The sequence below is a fragment of the Micromonospora sp. TSRI0369 genome, assembly GCF_001905625.1.
In the GTDB taxonomy this organism is placed as follows: domain Bacteria; phylum Actinomycetota; class Actinomycetes; order Mycobacteriales; family Micromonosporaceae; genus Micromonospora; species Micromonospora echinospora_A.
Genome location: NZ_LIVU01000020.1, coordinates 1 through 16,338, shown reverse-complemented (window position 1 = coordinate 16,338; position 16,338 = coordinate 1). Strand labels below are relative to the sequence as shown.

Here is a 16,338-nt window from a genome sequence, read left to right as displayed (position 1 = left end):
ACTCACCCCTTGACCCCGCCCGCTCCCACCGGACACGAACTCCTTGATCACCGGAGTGGGGCCGGCGAGCGGGCGGGATTAGTCCTGGGTGGCGGGGCGGTACTAACCTCGCAACGGGCGCGAGAGGAGATAGCCGCGATGCCGCAGCCGCAGCCGGGGGCGGGCCGGCCGGCCGACGGGGCCGAGGAGCCGACCGTCACCGAGCAGGCCACCGCCGTCGACACCGAGGACGCCACCGGCGCCTCCGCTCCGGCGTCGCCGCCCGCCGCCGCGCCCGAAGGCCAGCCGTCCACCGGGCCGGACGCCCTCGCGACGCCCGGGGACCAGCCGTCCGAAGCCGCACCGACCGGCGCTCCCGCCGATGCGCAGGCGCCCACCGAGCCCGCCGCCGCGCCTCCGCACGACGCCGTCGCGCAGCCGCGGACCACCGAGGCCGAGACGTCCACGAACGAGGTCGACGCCACCGAGGCGGAGACGTCCACGAACGAGGTCGACGCCGCACCCGAGACGCCCACGGACAAGGTCGAGCCCACCGGCACCGAGAAGCCCACCGACAAGGTCCAGCCCATCGAGACCGAGACGCCCACCGAGAAGGTCCAGCCCGCCGGAACCGAGGCGCCCACCGACGAGGTCCGGTCCGCCGTGACCGAGACGGCCACGGACGGGGCTGCGACCCCCGCCGCCGGCACCGAGACGCCCGCCGACAGCGCTGACGCCCCGGCAACCGACGCCGAAACAACGGCCGAGGCCGCCGGAACAACCGCCGAGACCGCCGGAACACCGGCCGAGAACGCCGCGGCACCGGCCGAGAACGCCGGAACAACCGCCGAGACCGCCGGGACAACGGCCGAAACCGCCGCAGCGACTGGTGAGAGCGTCGGAACGCCGGCCGAGACCACCGCGACGGCCGCCGGCGGGACCGACACCGTCCCGCAGGTGCCGGTCCCCCGGGCCCGGGGGTCGGCCCCGGTGCCGGGCCGGACCACACCCGTCCCCACCCCCCGGACCGCCCGCCAGCCGGACCCGACCCGGATCGACGCGGCCCCGCAGCCGCCGGCGGCCACCACGCCCGACCCGACCCGGATCGACGCCGCACCGCAGCCACCCCCGGCCACCACGCCGGACCCCACCCGGGTGGACGACGCACCGAACCCGACCCGGGTGGAGAACGGCCCGAACGCCACCCGGGTCGAGGCGCCGCGCTGGAGCGGCTCCGCCGCCGTCCCGCCACCGGCGCCGAGCCGGCCCCGCTGGGGCGCGTCCGCCGAGCCCACGCCGGTGCCGCCGCTGGACTCGCCCGAGCACGCCACGCCGGTCGACCCGTGGGAGGGGGTGGACACCACCGGCTGGGAGCTGCACGCGCCGGAGCTGCCGCCCCTGACGCCGACGCTGCCGTACACCGCGCCCTGGTCGACGCCGAACCCCCACCCGGCCCACCCGGCGCCGCCCCACTTACAGCCGCCCCACCCACAGCCGCCCGCCGCCCGGCCGGTCTCCACTCCGCCGCACCACCCGGCGCACCCCGCCGCTCCGGCCGCCCGGCCGGTCTCGCCGCCGCCACATCAGCCGCCGCCGTACCACCCGGCCGGGCCGGCCCGGCCGGTGTCGCCGCCGCACGCGCCGCAGTACCCCGCCGCACCGGCAGCCCGTCCCCTGCCACCGGCGGCGCCTCCCGCCACACCCCGGCCGGCGAAGCCGGGGCGGCCGCCGAAGCAGCGCCGGGGCAAGGCCGGGCCGCCTGTCGCGCCGCCACCGGGCTGGCAGCAGCCGCCCAAGCGGACCCGCCGCCGGCGCCGCTGGCCCTGGGTGCTGCTGCTCAGCGTCGCGTGCTGCTGCGGCCTGCCGCTCTGGTGGTTCCAGCCGATCTCCAACCAGTACCCGGCCCGCGCCAGCCTCCCGGACCAGATCGACTCGATGCGGCTGCGCCAGGACGAGCGCAGTCAGGCCGCCGCCGAGGAGCTGAAGAGCCGGGTACGCGAGTCGAACCTGCTCGCCGAGGACACGTTCGCGGGCATCTACACGACGAGCGACGGCAAGCGGGTGACGTTGTTCGGCAGCACCGGCCTGCGGTTCAGCCCGGAGTCGGACGCCAAGGCGGAGATCGACCGCCTCGCCGGGGAGTACGCCCTGAAGGAGTCGGTGAACGTGGAGACCGGCGTCCGGGGCCGGTACGCGCGCTGCGCGGTCGGCCAGGCGGACGGCGACTCGGTGGTGGTCTGCACCTCCGCCGACCACGGCAGTCTGACCACTGGCGTGTTCACCCGGCTGTCCGTGGACGACAGCGGGCGGCTACTGAACGATCTGCGTCAGCGCGTGGTGGTGCCGAAGTCCTGACCGCTCAGGCGGTCTGCTCACCGGCGGCCTGGTCGGCGCGCTTCGGCGCGTAGCGCGGGACGTACTCCTGGCCGCTGAGCTTCTGGATCTCGGCCATCATCTCGTCGGTCATCGCGCGCAGCGACGTGCGGTCGTCGGGACGCCCGGTGAAGTCCAGCGGCTTGCCGAACTTCATCGTGATCTTGGCGCGCCCGGGTCGCGGCACCCGCGTACCGATCGGCTGGGCCTTGTCGGTGCCGGTCACGCCGACCGGGATGACCGGCACACCGGCGGCGATCGCGAGCCGGACGGTGCCGGTACGCCCGCGGTAGAGCCGCCCGTCCGGCGAGCGGGTGCCCTCGGGGTAGACGGCGACCAGGTCACCGGCTTTGAGCACCGGGATCGCCGCGTCGAACGCGGTGAGCGCCGCCCGGCCGCCGGCCCGCTCGACCGGGATCGCGCCCAGCCCGGTGAGCACGAACTTGGAGAAGCCGCCCTTGAGCCCGGTGCCGTTGAAGTACTCCGACTTGGCCCAGAACGCCAGGTGGCGGGGCACCACGGTGCCGAGCAGCAGCTCGTCGGCGACGGAGAGGTGGTTGCTGGCGAAGATCGCGCCGCCGGTCGCCGGGATGTGCTCCAACCCCTCCACGTGCGGACGGAAGGCCAACCGGAGCGCGGGCGCCACGGTGAGCTTGCCGATGGTGTAGAGCAGGGGCACGGGTCCTCCGGCGGTCGTACGTGAAACAGGCGCTGTCACGGTAGCCGACGCGGCCGTCCGCCACCGAGCGGGTGGCCCGCAGTCCACTCGCTGGGGCTGGGCCCTCCCCCACCCGCAGGGGTGGGGGAGGGCGCCCGGTCCGGCTCAGACCTTCCGGACCGTCACTGTGACCCGCTCGCCGTCTCCGGCCTCGCCGGCGAAGCCGTCGAGGCCCTCGGCGAAGTCGATGCTGTCGGCCAGCACCTCCCGGGCCACGAACTCGGTGTACGCGGCGACCGCCGCGCGTACCTCCTCGGAGGCGGAGACGGCCACCGTGATCCGGTCCGAGACGTCCAGGTCGGCGTCACGGCGGGCCTGCTGCACGACCCGGACCACGTCCCGGGCCAGCCCTTCGGCGGCCAGCTCCGGCGTCACCTCGGTGTCCAGCACGACCACGCCCTCACCGCCGGGCAGCGGCGCGGAGTGCTCCGCGTCGGCGGCGACCAGGCGCAGCTCGTACTCGCCCTCGGCGAGGGTGACCCCGGCGGCGACCGGGGCGCCGTCGCGCAGCTCCCACTCCCCCGCCTTGACCGCCTTGATCACCTGCTGGACGGCCTTGCCGACGCGCGGGCCGAGCGCCCGCGGCACCACCGTGAGGACCTGCTGGCAGTACGCGGACACCTCGTCGCTGAGCACGACCTCCTTCACGTTGACCTCGTCGGCGACCAGGTCGGCGAAGGGCCGCAGCTGGGCCGCGACGGGCGAGGCCACTGTCAGCTTCGCCAGCGGCAGCCGTACCCGCAGGCCCTTGGCCTTGCGCAGGGACAGCGCCGCCGAGGCGACCGCCCGGACGTTGTCCATCGCGGAGACCAGCTCGTGGTCGGCCGGGAACTCGTCCGCCTGCGGCCAGTCGGTCAGGTGCACCGAACGCTCGCCGGTCAGCCCGCGCCAGATCTCCTCGGCGGTCAGCGGCACCAGCGGCGCCACCACCCGGCACAGCGTCTCCAGCACTGTCGAGAGCGTGTCGAACGCGTCCGCGTCGCCGGCCCAGAACCGGTCCCGGGACCGGCGCACGTACCAGTTGGTGAGCGCGTCGAGGTAGGACCGCACGGTGGCGCACGCGCCGGAGATGTCGTACGCGTCCATCTGCGCGCCGACGGTCGCCACCAGCTCGTTCGTCTTCGCCAGCACGTACCGGTCCAGCACGTGTGTGGAGTCGGTACGGCGACGCGCGGTGTAGCCGTCGGCGTTGGCGTAGAGCGAGAAGAAGTACCAGACGTTCCACAGCGGCAGCAGCACCTGGCGCACCGCGTCCCGGATCAGCGACTCGGTGACCGCCATGTCGCCGCCGCGCAGCACCGGCGAGGACATCAGCATCCACCGCATCGCGTCCGACCCGTAGGAGTCGAACACGTGGTAGACGTCCGGGTAGTTGCGCAGGCTCTTGGACATCTTGCGGCCGTCCGAGCCGAGCAGGATGCCGTGGCTGAGGCAGTTGCGGAACGCCGGCCTGTCGAACAGCGCGGTGGCCAGCACGTGCATGGTGTAGAACCAGCCGCGGGTCTGCCCGATGTACTCGACGATGAAGTCACCCGGGTAGTGGTGCTCGAACCACTCGCGGTTGGAGAACGGGTAGTGCACCTGGGCGAACGGCATCGAGCCGGACTCGAACCAGCAGTCCAGCACCTCCGGCACCCGGCGCATCATCGACTTGCCCGTCGGGTCGTCCGGGTTGGGGCGGACCAGGTCGTCCACCGCCGGCCGGTGCAGGTCGGTCAGGCGTACGCCGAAGTCACGCTCGATGTCGGCCAGCGAGCCGTACACGTCCACCCGCGGGTAGTTCGGGTCGTCGGAGCGCCACACCGGGATCGGCGAGCCCCAGAACCGGTTCCGGCTGATCGACCAGTCCCGGGCGTTCGCCAGCCACTTGCCGAACGAGCCGTCCTTGATGTGGCCGGGCGTCCAGTTGATCTGCTGGTTCAGCTCGACCATCCGGTCCTTGAACTTCGTCACCGCGACGAACCACGACGACACCGCCTTGTAGACCAGCGGGGTGTCGCAGCGCCAGCAGTGCGGGTACGAGTGGGTGTACGTGTCCTGCCGCAGCACCACCCCCCGCTCCTTCAGTTCCCGGATCACCGGCTTGTTCACGTCGAAGACCTGCTCGCCCTGGTACGGCGGCACCAGCGCGGTGAACCGGGTGTGGTCGTCCACGGTCACGACGGTGGGGATGCCGGCGGCGTTGCAGACGTTCTGGTCGTCCTCACCGAACGCGGGGGCGAGGTGGACGATCCCGGTGCCGTCCTCGGTGGTGACGAAGTCCGCGGCGAGCACCTGGTAGGCGTTCTCCCCGGCCGGCTCGACCAGGAAGTCGAACAGCGGCGTGTAGCGACGCCCGACCAGGTCCCGGCCGTACACGGTGCCGACCTGCTCGTACCCCTCCAGCTCCTTGGCGTACGCGCCGAGGCGCGCGGCGCCGACGACGTAGCGCTCGCCGTCGCGTTCCAGCACGGCGTACTCGATGTCGGGGCCGACGGCGAGCGCCAGGTTCGACGGCAGCGTCCACGGCGTGGTGGTCCAGACGCCCAGCTTGACCGGCCCGCGCAGCAGCTCCGGCGCGTTCTCGTCGGCGGTCAGCCCGAACCAGACGGTGAGCGTCGGGTCGTGCCGGTCCCGGTAGACGTCGTCCATCCGGGTCTCGGTGTTCGACAGCGGGGTCTCGCACCGCCAGCAGTACGCCAGCACGCGGAAGCCCTCGTAGACCAGGCCCTTGTCGTGCAGGGTCTTGAAGGCCCACATGACGCTTTCCATGTAGTCCAGGTCGAGCGTCTTGTAGTCGTTGGCGAAGTCGACCCAGCGGGCCTGCCGGGTGACGTACCGCTCCCAGTCTTGGGTGAACTCCAGCACCGACGCGCGGCAGGCCTCGTTGAACCGGGCCACGCCGAGGTCGAGGATCTCCGCCTTGGTGGTGATGCCGAGCTGCTTCTCGGCCACCACCTCGGCGGGCAGGCCGTGGCAGTCCCAGCCGAACCGGCGCTCGACGCGCCGCCCGCGCATGGTCTGGTAGCGCGGCACCACGTCCTTGACGTAGCCGGTGAACAGGTGGCCGTAGTGCGGCAGGCCGTTGGCGAACGGCGGGCCGTCGTAGAAGACGTACTCGTTCTCGCCGTCGCGGCCGGCGTCGCGGGCCTCGACCGACGCCTCGAAGGTCTTGTCGGCCGTCCAGTGCTCCAGCACCCGGCGCTCGACCGCAGGCAGGTCCGGGCTCGCCGGGACACCGGCGCCGGTCGGGTCGTGCAACGGATAGGCCATCGCCTGTCGCTCTCCCTCAGCAGCTCACTCGTCAGTGGTCTGCGAGGACGAGCCGAAGCCGGTACGCCGTGACCGGCGTCCCGGACGTGGCCCGCGGTACCACCCCGCTTGGCGGCCGAGGTGCGACCGCCCGCTCGTTGGCCGGCTGTGACGGGCCGTCCCGTCCGGTTCTACTGGGCCGGTCAACCGGCTGTTCTTCCGGAGGCTCACCGGTGATGGCCGGGTCGTCGCCTGTACGCCCAAGCGTACTCGCCCCCCTGCCCGCCGTGCCGCGCCGCCGGGTATTCCACTGCCCGGCGATCATGAGGTTGACGGCGGAATCGGAGATCCACATCGCCGCGAACCTCATGATCACCGAGGTCGGGCCGGGTGTCAGCGGCGCGACGGGGCCGGGAGGGTGGTGGTCCAGAGCGAGGCGCCGGAGCGGTCCCGCAGGTGGACCGTCAGGGCCGCCGACGGGCCGTCGATCGTGACCTCGCCGAAGTGCTGGAAGCCCTCGGCCGGGGAGGTGTTGGCGCGCGGCGGGGCGTGCACGAACACCGCCTTCGGGCCGAACGTGCCGTCCAGCGTCACGTCGCCGCTCTGCACGCCGTGGGTGAGCAGCGGCCGGCCGCCGGGCCGCAGGCCGGGTGCGGCGGGCGCGCCGGGCGCGCCGAGCAGCGCGCCGCCGGCGACTCCGGCGCCGGCGACCAGGCCGGCGCGGAGCAGGGTACGTCGATCGATGTGCGTCATGGGTTCTCCCGGTCTCGGCAGTGTCGCCAGCCCGGTCTACCGGCCGCAGGTGGCCGGGAACTCCGGTCGAGGTGACCGGAACGTCAACGACTGTTGTCGGCCCGGCCATGACCACCGTCACACCGCAGGCGCGTCACGCCGGGCCCGCCGTGCCCCGTCCTGTGCGCGTACCCCAACCAACGAGGAGGCGGCGATGAGCCGGATGGACATGGCGGCGGTGGCGCCGGAGGCGTACCAGGCCGTGCTGGGCCTGGAGAAGTACGTCCGGACGAACGTGGACCACACCGTGCTGGAGCTGGTGAAGCTGCGGGCGTCGATGCTCAACGGCTGCGCGTTCTGCGTGGACATGCACAGCCGGGAGGCGCTGGGGGCCGGGGAGGACAGCCGCCGGCTGTTCGCGGTCGCGGCGTGGCGCGAAGCGCCGTTCTTCGACGAGCGGGAGCGGGCCGCACTGGCCCTCACCGACGCGGTGACCCGGCTCGGCGAGCACGGCGTACCGGACGACGTCTGGGACGCCGCGGCGAAGGTGTGGTCGGAGAAGGAGCTGGCCGACCTGGTGGTGGCGATCGCCACGATCAACGTGTGGAACCGGGTCGCGGTGACCTGCCGGACGCAGCCGCCGGCGCAGGTCTGATCGCCGACACACGACGGCCCCGGTCCCGCCAGGAGCGGGCCGGGGCCGCCGGCGCGTCGGTCAGGCCAGCTCGGGGAACCAGAGCGCGATCTCGCGCTTGGCGCTGTCCGCCGAGTCGGAGGCGTGCACCAGGTTCTCCCGGTTCGACAGCGACAGGTCGCCCCGGATCGTGCCGGCGGCGGCCTTGCGGCCGTCGGTGCTGCCGATCATCGCGCGCACCACCTCGATCACCTGATCGCCGGAGAGCACCAGCGCCACCAGCGGGCCACTGGTCATGAACGTCTTCAGCGGCGGGTAGAACGGCTTGTCCACGTGCTCGGCGTAGTGCTGGTCGGCGAAGTCGCCGTCCATGCTCCGGCTCACCATCGCGTCGATCCGCAGGCCCTTGCGCTCGAAACGGGACAGGATCTCGCCCACCAGACCGCGGCGCACCGCGTCGGGCTTGATCAGTACGAGCGTCCGCTCGTCCGGGCTGCTGCTGGACACGCTGGTTTCCTCCTGCGCACTCAAACGGGGTCAGCTGGGTACGGTCAGCGTAGCGACCCGGTCCCGGCGCCGGCGCGGCGGCTGCGTCTTCCCTGGCCCGCCGTGGCGGCCTAGCCTGGCCCTGGAACCCCTGGGAGGTCCACTGTGGCGAATGGCGGGAACCGCACTATCGCGCCGGTACGCAAACTGATCGGCACGGTGCTGGGCACCGTCGCCACCTTCGTGACGGTGTTCGGGCTGGGCATGACCAGCTGGGCCATCGTCGCGCTCGGCGTGGCGCTGCTGGTGCTGGCGATCGCGCTGGCCACGGTACGCGGCGGCGGCCGCACCTGGGTGATCGGGCTGGGCCACGTGCACAGCGCCTCCGAACCACCCACCCAGTACGCGTTCGGCCGCTGCGAGCTGCAACTGGTGATCGACGCGCCCGGACTGCCGCCCCGCTCCAAGAAGATCATCGAGCCGCGGGTGCCGGTCGCCAAGTGGCCCTCGCTGGGCCAGGCGCTGCCGGTCCGGGTGGCGCTGGACGACCAGCGGCACGTACGCGTCCTCTGGGACGAGGTGCCCACCCACGCGGAGACCGCCGCCGCGGTGGCCGACCTGCCCCCCGAGTACGACGCCCCGGACCCGCTGGACGAGCCGCTGATCGCGCAGGAGGCGCCGCCGTGGGCCGGGCGCGCGCCCGAGGACGACTTCCGCGACGACTACCCGCCCGCGCCGGAGGAGTACCTGGACGACGTCCCGCCGCGGGCCGACGAGCGCGAGCCGGTGGTGCTGCACCAGAGCCCCAGCGGCCGGATGGTGCTGGAGGGGCAGCTCGTCGAACCGGCCGCCGCCGGTCCGCTCCCCCGCCGCGCCCCGGCGCCCCGCGCCCCCGCCGAGGAGCCGATCGGCGCCCCGGAACCCGACAGCACGCGCGCCGGCGCCGCGGCGGCCGACACCGTGCCCGTCGAGACCGTGCCCGACCCGATCGACGTGCCGCTGGACGACCCCTCGGACGCGCCCCGGCGCTCCGACACGCCGCCCACCGCTGAGGAACTGGACGAGGCCATCTTCGGCCCGTCCGGCTCGGCAGGCGCGGCCGAGCCGGACGAGCTGGGCAGCCCCATCAGCGGCGTCGGCATCACCCTGCTCGTCACCGACCTGGACCGGTCTCTCGACTTCTACCGCGAACTCGGCTTCGACGAACTGGACCGGGGCGAGGGCAACGCCGTGCTCTCCTCCGGGCCGACCCGGCTGGTGCTGCGCCGGGTCACCGGCGCCGCCCCGATCAGCCGCCGCCTGGTGCACGTCAACCTCGAGGTGGACGACATCCAGGGCGCGTACGAGCGGCTGCGCGAATCGGGCGTCCGGTTCACGTACGCGCCGCGCGTGGTGAACCGGGGCACCAAGCTGGAGGTGTGGGCGGCGGCCTTCCGCGACCCCGACGGCCACGGCGTAGCCCTGACCCAGTGGCGCTCACTCGCCGACGCCTGAGGGTGTAAGGAAGGGCCCCTTCTTAACGCCTCAGGTAGAGGAAGGGGCCCTTCTTAACACGCGGAACCGCGCCGCGCCGCGCCGCTCAGCCGAGGATGACCCGCCGCACGTGCAGCGCGTACGCCCACACCAGCGCGAACATCACCCCGAGCGCGAACAGCGACCAGTGCAGCAGCCCGGAGAGCAGCAGCAGACCCTGGAGTACGGTGCCGGCGTGCCACGCCCACGAGCGGCGCATCATGCCGGCCAGCACCACGCAGGCGACCGCCAGCGCCACGATCGCGCCGATCGCCGCGCCGCCCAGGTCACCGCCGACCACCCGGATCGGCTGGATGGCCAGCAGCAGCACCAGCGCCTCCAGCGCCATCGTGCCGGCGCCCAGCCCGCGTACGGCCTTGTCCGGGTTCCGCAGGCCGGACCGGCGCTCGCCGCTCGGGGCCTGCCCCTCCGACGTGTCGCCGACCGCCTGCTCGGGGCCGGCCTGCTCGGCGCCGACGGACCGCTCAGCGCCAGTCGGCTGCGGCTCGGCGCCCGTACCCTGCTGCGGGCCGGTCATCGCTTGAGCAGCCGGCGGGCGTCGGCCACTGTCACCACCGATCCGGTGACCAGCACGCCCACCCCGGACAGCTCGCCCGGCACGTCGGACTCGGCCTCCGCCACCGCCGCCTCGATGGCGTCGGGCATCTCCCGGGTCGCCTGCACCCGCTCCGGCCCGAAGATCTCCCGCGCCAGCTCGGCCAGCTCGTCCACCGGCATCGCCCGGGGCGAGCTGTTCTCCGCCACCACGATCGAGTCGAGCACCGGTTCGAGCAGTTCGAGCAGGCTCGCCGCGTCCTTGTCGCCGAGCACCGCCAGCACGCCGACGAGCTTGCTGAACGCGAACTCCTCCTGCACCGCGGCGACCGTGGCGGCCATGCCGTGCGGGTTGTGCGCGCCGTCGAGCAGCACCGTCGGGGCGGTACGCACCCGCTCCAGCCGACCCGGCGAACTGGTCGCGGCGAAGCCCTCGCGGACCGCCTCGATGTCGAGCTGCCGCCGGGCCCCGGCGCCGAGGAACGCCTCCACCGCGGCCAGCGCCACCGCGGCGTTCTGCGCCTGGTGCGCGCCGTGCAGCGGGATGAAGATCTCCTCGTACACCCCGCCCAGGCCCTGGATGGTCAGCACCTGGCCGCCGACCGCGACCGCGCGGCGCAGCACGCCGAACTCGGCGCCCTCGCGCGCGACTGTGGCGTTTACCTCGGCACAGCGCTCCAGGATCGGGCGGGCCGCCTCCTCCTCCTGCGCCGCCGCGATCACCGTGGCGCCGGGGTGGATGATGCCCGCCTTGTGCAGCGCGATGTCCTCGATCGTGTCGCCGAGCCACTCGGTGTGATCCAGCCCGATCGGGGTGATCACGGCGACGCCGGCCTGGATCACGTTCGTCGCGTCCTCCGCGCCACCGAGCCCGACCTCCACCACCGCCACGTCGACAGGGGCGTCGGCGAACGTGGCGAACGCCAGCGCCGTGGTCATGTCGAAGTACGTCAGCGGCTCGGCGAACCGCTGGTCGACCAGCTCGGCCAGCGGCGCGATCTCGCGGTACGTGGCCACGAACCGCTCCTCGCTCACCGCCTCGCCGTCCAGGCTGATCCGCTCCCGCACGGTCTCCAGGTGCGGGCTGGTGTAGCGCCCGGTATGCAGCCCGAACGCCCGCAGCAGCGAGTCGATCATCCGGGCCGTCGAGGTCTTGCCGTTGGTGCCGGTCAGGTGGATCGACGGGTACGCCCGCTGCGGGCTGCCGAGCAGGTCGAGCAGGGTCTCGATCTTCTCCAGCTCGAAGCGCATCCGGGTGAAGCCGCGCGCGTTGAGCGCGGCTTCCACCTCGGCGAACGCGGTGCGGTCGGTGCGGTCAGTGCGTTCGCTCATGCGGAGCCATCTTTCGTTCGCGACTGCGGGGCTCGCAAGCCCGGCTCACTCCTCGCGCTCACGAGGGCAGCGCCTCCAGGGCGGCGTCGATCCGGACCAGGTCCGCCTCGGCCACCGCCAGCCGTTCGCGGATCTTCGCCACCACCGGCTCGGGCGCCTTGCCGACGAACGCCGGATTGTCCAGCTTCGCCCGCGCCTGGGTGGCCTCCTTCTCGGCCGCCGCCCGGTCCTTGGTGAGCCGGGCACGCTCGGCGGCCACGTCGATCGAGCCACGGGTGTCCAGCGCGACGCTCACCGCGCCGGGCATGGCCAGCGTGGCGCTGGCCTGAAAGTCGTCGCCTGGCGCGTCGAGCCGGGCCAGCGAGCGGACCAGCGGCTCGTGCGCCGCGATGCCCGCGCCGGCCAGGCCGTCGAGCCGGGCGGCCACCCGCTGGGTCGGCCGCAGCCCCTGGTCCGAGCGGAACCGCCGGACCTCGGTCACCACCCGCTGGAGGGTGGCGACCTCGCCCTCCGCGGCGTCGTCGATCAGAGTACGGTCGGCGACCGGCCAGGAGGCCGTCAGCACGGTCTCGCCGCCGCTGAGCGCGGACCACAGCTCGTCGGTGACGAACGGGATGACCGGGTGCAGCAGCCGCAGGAGCTGGTCCAGCACGTGACCGATCACCCGGCGGGTGGCGTCGGCAGCCGGCCCGCCCTCGGCGAGCACCGGCTTGCTCAACTCCACGTACCAGTCGCAGACGTCGTCCCAGGCGAAGTGGTAGAGCAGGTCACAGACCTTGGCGAACTCGTACGCCTCGAACTGCTCGTCCACCTCGGCGGTGACGTGCGCCAGCCGGGACAGGATCCACCTGTCGACGGTGGAGAGGTCGGCGGCGTCCGGCAGCGGGCCACCGGTGTGCGCGCCGTTGAGCAGCGCGAACCGGGTGGCGTTCCAGAGCTTGTTGCAGAAGTTGCGGGAGCCCTGGCACCACTCCTCGCTGACCGGCACGTCCTGGCCGGGGTTGGCGCCCCGCGCCAGCGTGAACCGGGTGGCGTCGGCGCCGAAGCGGTCGATCCAGTCCAGCGGGTCCACCACGTTGCCGAACGACTTCGACATCTTCTTGCCGTGCTCGTCGCGGACCATGCCGTGCAGCGCCACCACGTCGAACGGCTGCACGCCGTCCATCGCGTACAGGCCGAACATCATCATCCGGGCGACCCAGAAGAACAGGATGTCGTAGCCGGTGACCAGCACACTCGTCGGGTAGAACTTCGCCAGGTCCGGGGTGCGCTCGGGCCAGCCGAGCGTGGAGAACGGCCACAGGCCGCTGGAAAACCAGGTGTCCAGCACGTCCTCGTCCTGCCGCCAGCCCTCGCCGGACGGCGGCTCCTCGTCCGGGCCGACGCAGACGATCTCGCCGTCCGGGCCGTACCAGACGGGGATGCGGTGACCCCACCACAGCTGGCGGGAGATGCACCAGTCGTGCATGTTGTCGACCCAGGCGAAGTAGCGCTTGGCCAGCTCGGCCGGCTCGATCGCCACCCGGCCGTCGCGCACCGCGTCGCCGGCGGCCTTCGCGAGCGGCCCGGTGTTGACGAACCACTGCAGCGACAGCCGCGGCTCGACAGTCGTCTTGCACCGCGAGCAGTGCCCCACCGCGTGCAGGTACGGCCGCTTCTCGGCCACGATCCGGCCCTGCTCACGCAGCGCCGCGACGATCGCCGGGCGGGCCTCGTACCGGTCCAGGCCCTCGAACGGGCCGGGCGCGGTGACGATCCCGCGCTCGTCCATGATCGTCAGCGAGGGCAGGTCGTGCCGCTGGCCGATCTCGAAGTCGTTCGGGTCGTGCGCCGGGGTCACCTTGACCATGCCGGTGCCGAAGCTCGGGTCGACGTGCTCGTCGGCGACGATCGGGATCCGCCGGTCGGTGAGCGGAAGCTCCACCTCGGTGCCGATCAGGTGCCGGTACCGCTCGTCGTCCGGGTGCACGGCCACCGCGGTGTCACCGAGCATCGTCTCGGCGCGGGTGGTGGCCACCACCACCTCGTCGCCGTAGCGGATCGAGACCAGCTCGCCCTCGTCGTCGGTGTGCTCCACCTCGATGTCGGACAGCGCGGTGAGGCAGCGCGGGCACCAGTTGATGATCCGGTTGGCCCGGTAGATGAGCCCGTCGTCGAAGAGCTTCTTGAACATGGTCTGCACGGCCCGGGACAGGCCCTCGTCCATGGTGAAACGCTCGCGGTCCCAGTCGACCGCGTCGCCCAGCCGGCGCATCTGGCCGAGGATCGCGCCGCCGGACTCGGCCTTCCACTGCCAGACCCGCTCGACGAACTTCTCCCGGCCGAGGTCGTGGCGGGACAGCCCCTCACCGGCGAGCTGCCGCTCGACCAGGTTCTGGGTGGCGATGCCGGCGTGGTCCATGCCCGGCAGCCAGAGCGCCTCGTACCCCTGCATCTTCTTGCGCCGGGTGAGCGCGTCCATGAGCGTGTGCTCGAACGCGTGGCCCATGTGCAGCGAGCCGGTGACGTTGGGCGGCGGGATGACGATGGTGAACGGCGGCTTGTCGCTGTCCGCCGACGCCCGGAAGTGTCCGCCGGCTACCCACTGCTCGTACCGTCGCTGCTCTACCTCGCCGGGCTGGTACTGGCCGGCGAGGGTCGGGGCGTCGGGGCGTCGGGCATCCAGTCTCTCGGTCACCCTGAAAGTCTACGGAGCGCTTTCGAGGACCTGACGTGCGCCACCTGTGATTCGCGTACGGTGGCGGTCATGTCCGACGCGCATCTCACCGAGCGCCCGGTCGACGGGGGTTCCGATCCGGTCGAGCTGACCGAAGAGCCGATCGAGCTGAGCCGCCGCGACCCTGCGCAGGAGCCCGAACGCCGTACCGTCTCGCGGCGCCGGAAGATCGTCCTGGCCGCGCTGCTCGTGGCCGGCCTGGCCGGCGCCGGCACGCTCGGGCTGGGCGGATGGCGCGTACTCCAGCAGAAGGACACCACTCTCGGCCAGCCGGCCGAGGTGGCCGGGCTGGTGCGCGACGACAGCGAGAGGGCCCGCAGCACCGCCGACTACCTGCGTGACGGCCTTGCCGCCGACATCGAGCTGGACCGCGGCTACGGCGCCGTCTACTCCGACCGCGGGGACGCCAAGCGCTCGGTGCTGCTCTTCGGCGGCACCACGCTGCTCTGGCAACCCGAACGCGACCTCGACACCCTCTTCGGCCTGATGGCCGACGAGACCGGCCGGGTGGCCGGCCTGCGCGAGGTGGACGCGGGCCGCCTGGGTGGCGTGATGAAGTGCGGTACGACAAGCGGCGACGGCGGTGACTTCGCGGTGTGCGGGTGGGCCGATCACGGCAGCGTGGTGATGGGCATGTTCCCGGGTCGGACGGTCGACGCCGCCGCAGCCCTGTTCCGCGAGATCCGCGAGTCCGTCCAGACCCGCTGATCCGCGACCGTGGCGGTCACCCGTCCGCGCCAGTACGGCGATGAAACCGCATCGGCCCTGCCCCGTCCCCGCCAGGTCGCTGTAGTGGCGGCCCTCAGCGCGTTCCGCTGCCCTTCTCCCGTGCGACCGCTTCCGGGTAGTGGCGGCCCGGCCAGCCAGCTCGGGGAGGTGGCTGCATCCCGGGCACTCCGTTGCCGCCACTTCGCCGCAGTGGTGTCTGCCTGGTTCACCAGCTCGGGGAGTGGCGGGATTCGCAGCACTCCGTTGCCCTCACTTCGGTGAAGTGGCGACCGGCCCACCAGCTCGGGGAGGTGGCTGGGTCCGGCGCAGTCTGTTGCCGCCACTTCGGGGAACTGGTGGCCGATTCGCCAGTTCGGGGAGGTGGCTGCATTCCGGGCACTCCGTTGCCGCCACATCGCCGGAGTGGTCGTCGCCCGGTTCGCCGGCTCGGTGAAGTGGTGGGGGCGAGGGCGCTCCGTTACCGCCGCTTCGGGGACTTGGCCGCCATTCGCCGAAAGGGCTGGGTCGGCAGCACTCGTTGCGGGAAGTCGGGGATCTGGTGACCCGTCTGCCGGTCCGGGGAGGTGGCTGAGTCCGGGGCACTTCATGCCGCCACCTCGAGGAAGTGGTGGCCCGTCCGCCAGTTCGGGGAGGTGGCTGGGTCCAGCGCAGTTCGTTGCCGCCACTTCGCCGTAGTGGTGGCCGCTCGGTTCGTCACAGTTCGGCCCGCCACTTCGGGGACCTGGCGACCGGCCCACCAGCTCGGGGAGGTGGCGGGGTCCGGGGCGCTCTGTTGCCGCCACGTCGGGGAACTGGTGACCGGCTCGCCAGCTCGGCGAAGTGGCGGGGTCCGGAGCAGTCTGTTGCCGCCACTTCGGGGAAGTGGCTAGGACTGCAGTGCCTCCACCCCCGCTAGGACCGGGGTAGCGGCCGGATCTCGCGCCGGTGTGTTGCCGGCCGGGTCGGCTGTGGGGGAATGCGTTTCAGGGCCACCCCGTGTGGGGTGGCCCTGAAATCGAAGTTTGTCCGGCGGTGTCCTACTCTCCCACACCCTCCCGAGTGCAGTACCATCGGCGCTGGAGGGCTTAGCTTCCGGGTTCGGAATGTTACCGGGCGTTTCCCCTCCGCCATGACCGCCGTAACTCTATGAACATATCAAACAACCGTGGGTTGTTGTGTGTTCAGAGTTGCACAGTGGACGCGTAGCAGCTTAGCTGGATCGAGGCGGCCCGCTACGACGTGCTGCCGCTGGACGACAGGGGATTCGCGATCCGGGCCCGGGTGCCACGCCCCGGGTCGGTGCGGGACCGGCTGGTCTTCACCTACCTGGCGGGCGTACCGACGGTCTCCGGCGCGGCGGTG

Annotated in this window: 10 protein-coding genes, 1 rRNA gene and 1 pseudogene; 4 read left to right on the top strand and 8 right to left on the bottom strand. The window is 72.7% G+C overall.

Features of this window, described 5'->3' with window-relative positions; genetic code table 11:
- The first annotated feature begins 138 nt into the window (after positions 1-138).
- Positions 139-2,334 (top strand): hypothetical protein, encoded by a 2,196-nt coding sequence (locus AMK25_RS32920; RefSeq protein WP_241826575.1) that lies wholly within the window; start codon positions 139-141, stop codon positions 2,332-2,334.
- A 4-nt stretch (positions 2,335-2,338) separates the two neighbouring features.
- Here the strand turns inward: AMK25_RS32920 and AMK25_RS31225 are convergent, their stop codons facing one another.
- From AMK25_RS31225 to AMK25_RS31215, 3 genes and pseudogenes are all read right to left on the bottom strand, one after another.
- Positions 2,339-3,031, bottom strand: a complete 693-nt coding sequence (locus AMK25_RS31225) for a lysophospholipid acyltransferase family protein (RefSeq protein ID WP_073831944.1) — start codon at positions 3,029-3,031, stop codon at positions 2,339-2,341.
- A gap of 144 nt (positions 3,032-3,175) precedes the next feature.
- Positions 3,176-6,322 carry an isoleucine--tRNA ligase gene (gene ileS / locus AMK25_RS31220; RefSeq protein ID WP_073831943.1) on the bottom strand — a complete coding sequence of 1,049 codons (3,147 nt, stop codon included), beginning with the start codon at positions 6,320-6,322 and terminating at the stop codon, positions 3,176-3,178.
- Between the two features lie 372 nt (positions 6,323-6,694).
- Positions 6,695-6,895, bottom strand: a pseudogene (locus AMK25_RS31215) (alkaline phosphatase D family protein); the annotation flags it as partial.
- Between the two features lie 352 nt (positions 6,896-7,247).
- On the opposite strand from AMK25_RS31215, the gene AMK25_RS31210 reads away from it, so the two are divergent.
- Entirely contained in the window at positions 7,248-7,688 is a 441-nt protein-coding gene (locus AMK25_RS31210) for a carboxymuconolactone decarboxylase family protein (RefSeq protein WP_073831942.1), read from the top strand.
- A gap of 60 nt (positions 7,689-7,748) precedes the next feature.
- On the opposite strand, the gene ndk is transcribed toward AMK25_RS31210, so the two are convergent.
- Positions 7,749-8,174 (bottom strand): nucleoside-diphosphate kinase, encoded by a 426-nt coding sequence (gene ndk, locus AMK25_RS31205; protein WP_073831941.1) that lies wholly within the window; start codon positions 8,172-8,174, stop codon positions 7,749-7,751.
- A gap of 144 nt (positions 8,175-8,318) precedes the next feature.
- Here ndk and AMK25_RS31200 point away from each other — a divergent pair, with 144 nt between their 5' ends.
- A complete protein-coding gene (locus AMK25_RS31200; protein ID WP_073831940.1) occupies positions 8,319-9,647 on the top strand; it encodes a VOC family protein in 1,329 nt (442 codons plus the stop codon).
- A gap of 85 nt (positions 9,648-9,732) precedes the next feature.
- Here the strand turns inward: AMK25_RS31200 and AMK25_RS31195 are convergent, their stop codons facing one another.
- Genes AMK25_RS31195 through AMK25_RS31185 form a run of 3 tightly spaced genes read right to left on the bottom strand, consistent with a single transcriptional unit; the run spans position 9,733 to position 14,229 of the window.
- The gene (locus AMK25_RS31195; protein WP_073831939.1) at positions 9,733-10,203 is read right to left on the bottom strand and encodes a DUF4233 domain-containing protein; all 471 of its coding nucleotides are present in this window, start codon (positions 10,201-10,203) and stop codon (positions 9,733-9,735) included.
- Positions 10,200-11,552, bottom strand: a complete 1,353-nt coding sequence (locus AMK25_RS31190; protein ID WP_073831938.1) for a bifunctional folylpolyglutamate synthase/dihydrofolate synthase — start codon at positions 11,550-11,552, stop codon at positions 10,200-10,202. Before AMK25_RS31190 ends, AMK25_RS31195 begins: the two co-directional genes overlap by 4 nt.
- Positions 11,553-11,610: 58 nt before the next feature.
- Positions 11,611-14,229 carry a valine--tRNA ligase gene (locus AMK25_RS31185; protein ID WP_073831937.1) on the bottom strand — a complete coding sequence of 873 codons (2,619 nt, stop codon included), beginning with the start codon at positions 14,227-14,229 and terminating at the stop codon, positions 11,611-11,613.
- Between the two features lie 69 nt (positions 14,230-14,298).
- Between AMK25_RS31185 and AMK25_RS31180 the strand changes: the two genes are divergently transcribed.
- Positions 14,299-14,976, top strand: a complete 678-nt coding sequence (locus AMK25_RS31180) for a hypothetical protein (protein WP_073831945.1) — start codon at positions 14,299-14,301, stop codon at positions 14,974-14,976.
- Between the two features lie 1,024 nt (positions 14,977-16,000).
- Here AMK25_RS31180 and rrf read toward each other — a convergent pair.
- Positions 16,001-16,117, bottom strand: a 5S ribosomal RNA gene (gene rrf / locus AMK25_RS31175).
- Positions 16,118-16,338 lie beyond the last annotated feature (221 nt).